Raw genomic sequence first — 6,930 nt, forward strand, 5'->3', positions numbered from 1 at the left:
TGACGGAGGGGCTGCCGTGACGCAAATTCCTCCCCGGCACGGGGAGGTGGCAGTCCGCAGGACTGACGGAGGGGCTGCCGTGACGTTGGAGAACAACCAATGCTGACCGGCCCCGCCGCCACAATCGGCAGCGCCCGCCGCCTGCGCACCGCGATGTCGCTCCCAGAAACAATCCTGTGGACCGCGCTGCGCACCCGCCCGGGCGGCCACAAGTTTCGCCGGCAGCACCCCGCCGGCCCGTTCATCCTCGACTTCGCCTGCCTCGCCGCCAAATTGGCGATCGAGATCGACGGCGAGGCGCATCGGATGGGCAGCAACCCGCACCGCGATGACAACCGCGACGAGTGGCTGGCAGGGCAGGGGTTCACCACCCTGCGCATCGCCCCCCGCGACGTCCTCGACAACCTCGCAGCCGTGGTCACGCTGATCGCTACCCGATGCGGGCCGGCGCAACCCCTCCGACGCCGCTCCGCGCCGCCACCTCCCCGTACCGGGGAGGAATTGCAAGTTCCTCCCCGGCACGGGGAGGTGGCAGTCCGCAGGACTGACGGAGGGGCTGCCGCGCCCGCCGTAAAATCATGACCACCTCCCGCCACCGCCTGCGCAACATCGTCGGCGGGTCGGCCGGCAATCTCGTCGAGTGGTTCGACTGGTACGTCTATTCGGCGTTCGGCCTGTACTTCGCGCCGAGCTTCTTCCCCCAGGGCGACCAGACCGCGCAATTGCTCCAGACCGCCGCGGTGTTCGCGGTCGGCTTCCTGATGCGCCCGGTCGGCGCCTGGTTGATGGGCATTTACGCCGACCGCAAGGGGCGCAAGGCGGGGCTGACGCTGTCGGTGTCGCTGATGTGTTTTGGATCCTTGCTGATCGCCGGGGCGCCGACCTACGCCCAGGCCGGGCTGCTGTCGCCCGCGCTGCTGGTGCTGGCGCGCATCATACAGGGCCTCAGCCTCGGCGGCGAATAGGGCTCGAGCGCGACCTATTTGAGCGAGATGGCCGGCCGCGCGCGCCGCGGCTTCTGGTCGAGCTTTCAGTACGTCACGATCATCGGTGGACAATTGCTCGCGCTCGGGCTCCTCGTTGGCCTGCAAGCCTGGCTGGGCGAGGCGGCGCTCGAGGCGTGGGGCTGGCGCATCGCCTTCGCGGTCGGCGCCGCGCTCGCCGTGGTGGTGTTCATCATCCGCCGCCGCCTCAGTGAAACGCAGAGCTTCACCAACGCCGCGTCGGCCAAGGACAAGCCCAAATCGAGCGGCCGCAACCTGTTCCGCGATCATCCCAAGGAAGCGTTCCTGGTGATCGCGCTGACCGCCGGCGGCACGCTCGCCTTCTACGCCTACACCACCTACATGCAGAAATTCCTCGCCAACACCGCCGGCTTCGACCGCGCCACCGCGTCGCGCATCATGACCGTCGCGCTGGCGCTGTTCATCGTCCTCCAGCCGCTCGCCGGGGCGCTCTCGGACCGCATCGGCCGGCGCCCGATGATGATCGCGTTCGGCACCGCGGGCGTGCTGTTCACTTACCCCATCTTCACCGCGCTGGAGACCGCGCGCGACCCGCTGACCGCGTTCGCGCTGGTGATGGCCGCGCTGGTGATCGTCACCGGCTACACCTCGATCAACGCGGTGGTGAAAGCCGAGCTGTTCCCCAGCCATATCCGCGCGCTCGGCGTCGCGCTCCCGTTCGCGCTCGCCAACACGGTGTTCGGCGGCACCGCGGAATCTGTCGCGCTGTGGCTCAAGGGCGCCGGCCACGAGCGCTGGTTTTATATCTATGTCACGGTGGTGATCGCGGGATCGCTAATCGCCTATGTCTCGATGCGCGAGACCAAGACGACGAGCCTGATCGAAGAGGATTGAAGGATTCTTTGTGCTGAGTCCGCACCGGCCCGCGCCCCACCCGGCCACCCATTCAGGGTACGCTCGTGGGTGGCCGGGTGGGGGTGCGGGCCGGCACAGGCTGGCCCAGCAAGAATACTTACCGCTTGAGATACCCTTCGAGGTCGTCGCGCAATTCCTCGACCGACAGCCGCTGCCAGCCTTCCGCCCACGGGTTCTCGTCGTCGGCGGTGTAGCGCGGCGCGCCGGTGATCATCGGCCGCGCGGGGGCGATCTCGGGCCGCGCGTGGCGCAGCGACTGGAGGTCGAACGGGGCCGCGAACGCCAGGCCCGCTTTGCCTCCCCCGGTCCAGCCGACGGTCGCGAAATGCTGCCCCGCCTCGCCCAGGTCGAGCAGCACTTCGGCGCCCTCGGGGTAAGCGGTCGGGCTCTCGATCAGCGCGCCGTGCTCGGAGATGTTGCGCAGCCGCACCTTGGCGCTGTCATGTTCGTAATGGACCTGTCCCATCCAGATCAAAGGATGGCGCCGCTCGCGGCGCGCGTTGACGCTGCTCTCCGCCTCGTCCGGCGCCGGGCGTTCGGCGACCACGAGGTCGGGAAAGCTGCGGCGGACTACGGCGAGCAGCAGCTCGTCGCGCTCGTCGTCGTGGCAGTCGATGCGCGTTTCATGCGCGAACTCGAGCCCGATGCGGTCGTCGCGCAGCCAGCGTACCGCGCACTCGAGCTCGGTGCCGGCGGCCAGGATGAGGTCGACGCGGTCCCACAGCAACGGCGTGAAGTCGCCGCGGATCATCGCCCCGCCGCCCGACAGATTGACCAGTTCGACCAGGTAAGTCTCGCCGCCGTGGCGCACGCTGGCCTGCTCGTCGGTCAGCCGGTGGCGGTCGGCGCCGCGCTGGTTGCCGCGCCGCGCTTCGCTGCGCGTGACTCGGATGCCGGTCAGCCCGGCTTCGGGCCGCGGCACGATCTCGCCGTCGGGGCCGATTTCGGGCTCGGCCGCGGTCACCGCTTTCTCGACCACCAGCACCGGGCGCGCCGGCGGCTGGCCGCTGAGCACGCTCGAGCGGAAGCTGTTCCGCAGATATCCTTCGCACGCCATGGGGCATCATGCCCCGCGAACGGTTACCGAAATGCCAACGACGTCGGTTCAACCCCGCGCCGCGCCTCGCGCCGCGCCCTGCTAGCTCGAATAATACATGTCGAACTCGACCGGGGACGGGGTGGTTTCCCACCGCATCACTTCTTCCCACTTCAATTCGATGTAGGCGTCGATCTGGTCGTCGCTGAACACGTCGCCCTTGGTCAGGAACGCGCGGTCGGCCTGCAAATTGACCAGCGCCTCGCGCAACGAGCCGCACACCGTCGGCACATTGACCAGTTCCTGCGGCGGAAGGTCATACAAATTCTTGTCCATCGGGTCGCCCGGATGGATGCGGTTCTGGATCCCGTCGAGCCCGGCCATCAGCAGCGCCGAGTACGCCAGATAGGGGTTGGCGAGCGCGTCGGGGAAGCGGAATTCGACGCGCTTGGCCTTTTCGCCCGCGCCATACGGGATGCGGCACGAGGCCGAGCGGTTGCGGCTCGAGTAGGCCAGCAGCACCGGCGCCTCGAACCCGGGGACCAGGCGCTTGTAGCTGTTGGTGGTGGGGTTGGTGAACGCGTTCAGCGCGCGCGCATGCTTGATCACCCCGCCGATGAAATAGAGCGCCATGTCGCTGAGGCCGGCATAGCCGTTGCCGGCGAACAATGGCTTGCCCTTGTTCCAGATCGACATGTGGGTGTGCATGCCCGACCCGTTGTCCTGCGCGATCGGTTTGGGCATGAAGGTCGCGGTCTTGCCGTAAGCGTGGGCCACCATGTGCACGACATATTTGTAGATCTGCATGCGGTCGGCGGTCTCGACCAGCCCGCCGTAGGTCAGCCCCAATTCGTGCTGCGCCGCCGCCACCTCGTGGTGATGCTTGTCGCACGGCAGCCCCATCTCGAGCATGGTCGAGACCATCTCGCCGCGGATGTCCTGCGCGCTGTCGACCGGCGCCACCGGGAAATAGCCGCCCTTGGCGCGCGGGCGGTGCGCCATGTTGCCGCCGTCATAGTCGCGCGCGGTGTTGGTCGGCAGCTCGATGTCGTCGATCTTGTAGCCCGACGCGCTGTAGCCGTCCTCGAAGCGCACGTCGTCGAACATGAAAAACTCAGCTTCCGGCCCAACAAACACAGTGTCGCCGACCCCGGTCGCCTTCAAATAGGCCTCGGCGCGGGTCGCGGTGCTGCGCGGGTCGCGGCCGTACAATTCGCCGGTCGACGGCTCGACCACGTTGCAGAACAGGATCATCATCGGGGTCGCCGAGAACGGGTCGACATAGGCCGCGTTCAAATCGGGCTTCAAGATCATGTCGCTCTCGTTGATCGCCTTCCACCCGGCGATCGAGCTGCCGTCGAACATGAAGCCGTCGGTCAGCATGTCGTCGTCGATCACCGACGACACCATCGAGAGGTGCTGCCACTTGCCCTTGGGGTCGGTGAACCTCAAGTCGACCCACTCGATCTCCTCGTCCTTGATCCGCGCCAGAATCTTGCCCGCTTCGCTCGCCATGTCGCGCCCTCATTTCCGATGCTGTGATTCGCCGCCCGCGCGGCCTCGCCCCCAGATTCCCGACCCGGCGCCAAGAGTCAGGAGCGCGGCGAATATTTCACGCGTTTGGTCCGCAATGGCATTGATCCCGCGGCCGCCAGCGCGAACATGGCGACTGCGAACGGTGGCGCCGCGACCACTGGCCGCCGTCGCGCCCGAACGCTTGTACACGCGGCCGGCATGGCCCACGGCCTGCCGGTCGGTTCAAGGCGTCAGTCGAGCAGTGCGGGTGGGGCAGGGGAGAGCAAAATGGGCATCGGCGTGGACCAGTCGGCGGCGAAGGCGGGCCGGCCGCGCAAGGCGCCGCGCGTGGCGCTCGACGCCGAGGTCGTGATGCGGCGGATCGGCGGCAACAACTACCGCGTGCGCGTGTTCGACCTCAGCCCGCACGGCTGCAAGGCCGAGTTCGTCGCGCGCCCGGCGCTCGATGAAAAGATCTGGATCAAGCTCGAGGGGCTCGACGCGGTGGAGGGCATGGTGTGCTGGCTCGACGGCTTCGTGGTCGGCATCGAGTTCGTCCGCCCGCTCCACGCCGCCGTCTTCGACCACATCGTCAAGCACCTGGAGTGAGCTAAGCTTCAGCCGTCCGCTCAGCGCAATTGGCTGTCCTTGCTGCCGCGGCGGTTGATGCCGGCGGCGACGCGGCCGGCGTCGCGCACGGTCTGGCACGCAACGCAGGTGCGCACCCCGGGCAAGGCGGCGCGGCGGCGCGACGGGATCGCCTCGCCGCAATCGTCGCACTCCTCCGCCGCATCGCCCGCTGCCAGCTCGGCGCGCGCGCGCAGCACGGCGTCCTTCACCGTGTCGTCGATCTGGTCCTGCACCGCGCCGTCGCGCGTCCATCCGCCGGCCATTGCTGATCCTCGAGCAAGTCCTTGTCCGGCGGTCTAAATAGTCGTTGCGGGCGGCCGGTTCCAGCCGCCGCTCAGAACGCCCGGCGCTGCGCCGCGATGAGCATCCTGAGGAGCATCGCCACCGGCCGCGGCACGCCGACCTTGCCCTCGAGCCACAGGCTGACCGCCGAGCGGCTGACCCCGATCGCCGCGGCGAGGTCGTGCTGGGTGCGGTAGCCCAAAGTGCGCATCGCGGTGCGCAGCTCGTCGGGCGCCATCGAGGCGAGCATCTTCTGTTGTTCGGGGGCGGGTGCGTCCATCGTCGCGGCGTTCTAGCGGCAACAGGGGCGAGGCGGGAAGGGCGCTGTTTGGCGGAACCGTCAGATCGCGTCGGCGCCCTTGTCCCCGGTGCGGATGCGGATCGCCTGCTCGATGCTGGAGACAAAAATCTTGCCGTCGCCGATCCGCCCGGTGCGCGCCGCGGCGGCGATCGCCTCGACGACATTGTCGGCCAGGCTGTCCTCGACCACCACCTCGATCTTCACCTTGGGCAGGAAGTCGATGACATATTCGGCGCCGCGGTAGAGCTCGGTATGGCCTTTCTGGCGGCCGAAGCCCTTGACCTCGCTGACCGTGATGCCGCTGACGCCGACCTCGTGGAGGGCGTCCTTGACGTCGTCGAGCTTGAACGGCTTGATGATCGCCTCGATCTTTTTCACTGGTCCGCGTCCCCCATCGAATCCGTGCGTATCCTATCGGCGCGCCGCCCGGCCCGCCAGCCACGGCGCTGGGAATGCGAAGGATTTGTGACGAGTGTTGCCGCATCGCCGCCGCATTTCGGAGGCACAGGGGCGGCCATGAAAGCGATCATTCTCTCCGCCGGGCAGGGCTCGCGCCTCGGGCCGCGCACCGCCGACAAGCCCAAATGCCTGATCGAATTCGGCGGGCGCACCTTGCTCGACCGCCAGCTCGACACGCTCGCCGCCAATGGCGTCGACGAGGCGATCGTGGTCACCGGCTTCCGCGACGACCAGGTCCAGGCCGCGCTCAGCCGCCGCGCCGGCGGGCCCAGGGTTCGCACCATCTACAACCCGTTCTACAAGGTCGCCGACAATTTGGGCTCGCTGTTCGTGGCGCGCGACGAGTTGGACGGCGAGTGCCTGGTGTGGAACGGCGACACATTGGTTTCGGACGCGCTGATGGGCCGCGTGCTGGCCAACCGCCGCGCCGGGATCTGCGTCACGGTCGACCGCAAGGACGCCTATGACGACGACGACATGAAGGTCGTCACCGACGGCGAGGGCCGGCTCCACGCCATTGGCAAGCGCCTGCCGAGCGGTAACATCAACGCCGAATCGATCGGGCTGCTGGCGTTCCGCGAGCATGGCGCGGCGCTGTTCCGCAATGCCGTCGAGGCCGCCATGCGCACCCCCGAGGGCACCACCATCTGGTATTTGCGGGTGATCCATACACTCGCTCAGAAGCACGACGTGTGGACGCTCGACATCGCCGGCCACGAATGGGGCGAGGTCGATTTTCCCGAGGATATCGACGTCGCCGAAGCGCTGGCCCAGCGCTGGGACCTCGGCCAGGACGTCGCCGCGGCCTAGGCGTTGGGCGGCTTGTC

8 protein-coding genes and 1 pseudogene are annotated in these 6,930 nt (G+C 68.0%); 4 read left to right on the plus strand and 5 right to left on the minus strand.

The genetic code is table 11. The features are described 5' to 3' along the window. The first annotated feature begins 99 nt into the window (after positions 1 to 99). Both RMP08_RS11935 and RMP08_RS11940 read left to right on the plus strand, forming a co-directional pair. Positions 100 to 582: a DUF559 domain-containing protein gene (locus RMP08_RS11935; RefSeq protein ID WP_310469223.1), complete on the plus strand. Its 483-nt coding sequence runs from the start codon at positions 100 to 102 to the stop codon at positions 580 to 582. Further along, positions 579 to 1,859, plus strand: a pseudogene (locus RMP08_RS11940) (MFS transporter). Before RMP08_RS11935 ends, RMP08_RS11940 begins: the two are co-directional and overlap by 4 nt. 118 nt (positions 1,860 to 1,977) lie before the next feature. Here RMP08_RS11940 and RMP08_RS11945 read toward each other — a convergent pair. Continuing rightward, complete coding sequence (locus RMP08_RS11945) at positions 1,978 to 2,937, minus strand: PilZ domain-containing protein (protein ID WP_310469224.1); 960 nt, start codon at positions 2,935 to 2,937, stop codon at positions 1,978 to 1,980. Positions 2,938 to 3,018: 81 nt separating this feature from the next. Continuing rightward, positions 3,019 to 4,431, minus strand: coding sequence for a type I glutamate--ammonia ligase (gene glnA / locus RMP08_RS11950; protein WP_310469225.1), 1,413 nt, complete (start codon positions 4,429 to 4,431; stop codon positions 3,019 to 3,021). A 288-nt stretch (positions 4,432 to 4,719) separates the two neighbouring features. Between glnA and RMP08_RS11955 the strand changes: the two genes are divergently transcribed. Next, positions 4,720 to 5,040, plus strand: coding sequence for a PilZ domain-containing protein (locus RMP08_RS11955; protein WP_310469226.1), 321 nt, complete (start codon positions 4,720 to 4,722; stop codon positions 5,038 to 5,040). 20 nt (positions 5,041 to 5,060) lie between these two features. On the opposite strand, the gene RMP08_RS11960 is transcribed toward RMP08_RS11955, so the two are convergent. The 3 genes from RMP08_RS11960 to RMP08_RS11970 form a co-directional block, all read right to left on the minus strand. After that, entirely contained in the window at positions 5,061 to 5,324 is a 264-nt protein-coding gene (locus RMP08_RS11960; protein ID WP_310469227.1) for a DksA/TraR family C4-type zinc finger protein, read from the minus strand. A 71-nt stretch (positions 5,325 to 5,395) separates the two neighbouring features. After that, entirely contained in the window at positions 5,396 to 5,623 is a 228-nt protein-coding gene (locus tag RMP08_RS11965) for a helix-turn-helix domain-containing protein (protein WP_310469228.1), read from the minus strand. A 60-nt stretch (positions 5,624 to 5,683) separates the two neighbouring features. Next, entirely contained in the window at positions 5,684 to 6,022 is a 339-nt protein-coding gene (locus tag RMP08_RS11970; protein WP_310469229.1) for a P-II family nitrogen regulator, read from the minus strand. A 138-nt stretch (positions 6,023 to 6,160) separates the two neighbouring features. Between RMP08_RS11970 and RMP08_RS11975 the strand changes: the two genes are divergently transcribed. Continuing rightward, on the plus strand, positions 6,161 to 6,913 hold the full coding sequence (locus RMP08_RS11975) for a phosphocholine cytidylyltransferase family protein (RefSeq protein WP_310469230.1): 753 nt from the start codon (positions 6,161 to 6,163) through the stop codon (positions 6,911 to 6,913). Positions 6,914 to 6,930 lie beyond the last annotated feature (17 nt).

Origin of the sequence: Sphingomonas sp., assembly GCF_031426035.1 — a bacterium.
Lineage (GTDB): Bacteria > Pseudomonadota > Alphaproteobacteria > Sphingomonadales > Sphingomonadaceae > Sphingomicrobium.

Excerpts from the sequence above, each read along its gene's own strand:
- RMP08_RS11935 (WP_310469223.1), top strand. The coding sequence starts at position 100 with ATGCTGACCGGCCCCGCCGCCACAATCGGCAGCGCCCGCCGCCTGCGC.
- RMP08_RS11945 (WP_310469224.1), bottom strand. The coding sequence starts at position 2,937 with ATGGCGTGCGAAGGATATCTGCGGAACAGCTTCCGCTCGAGCGTGCTC.
- glnA (WP_310469225.1), bottom strand. The coding sequence starts at position 4,431 with ATGGCGAGCGAAGCGGGCAAGATTCTGGCGCGGATCAAGGACGAGGAG.
- RMP08_RS11955 (WP_310469226.1), top strand. The coding sequence starts at position 4,720 with ATGGGCATCGGCGTGGACCAGTCGGCGGCGAAGGCGGGCCGGCCGCGC.
- RMP08_RS11960 (WP_310469227.1), bottom strand. The coding sequence starts at position 5,324 with ATGGCCGGCGGATGGACGCGCGACGGCGCGGTGCAGGACCAGATCGAC.
- RMP08_RS11965 (WP_310469228.1), bottom strand. The coding sequence starts at position 5,623 with ATGGACGCACCCGCCCCCGAACAACAGAAGATGCTCGCCTCGATGGCG.
- RMP08_RS11975 (WP_310469230.1), top strand. The coding sequence starts at position 6,161 with ATGAAAGCGATCATTCTCTCCGCCGGGCAGGGCTCGCGCCTCGGGCCG.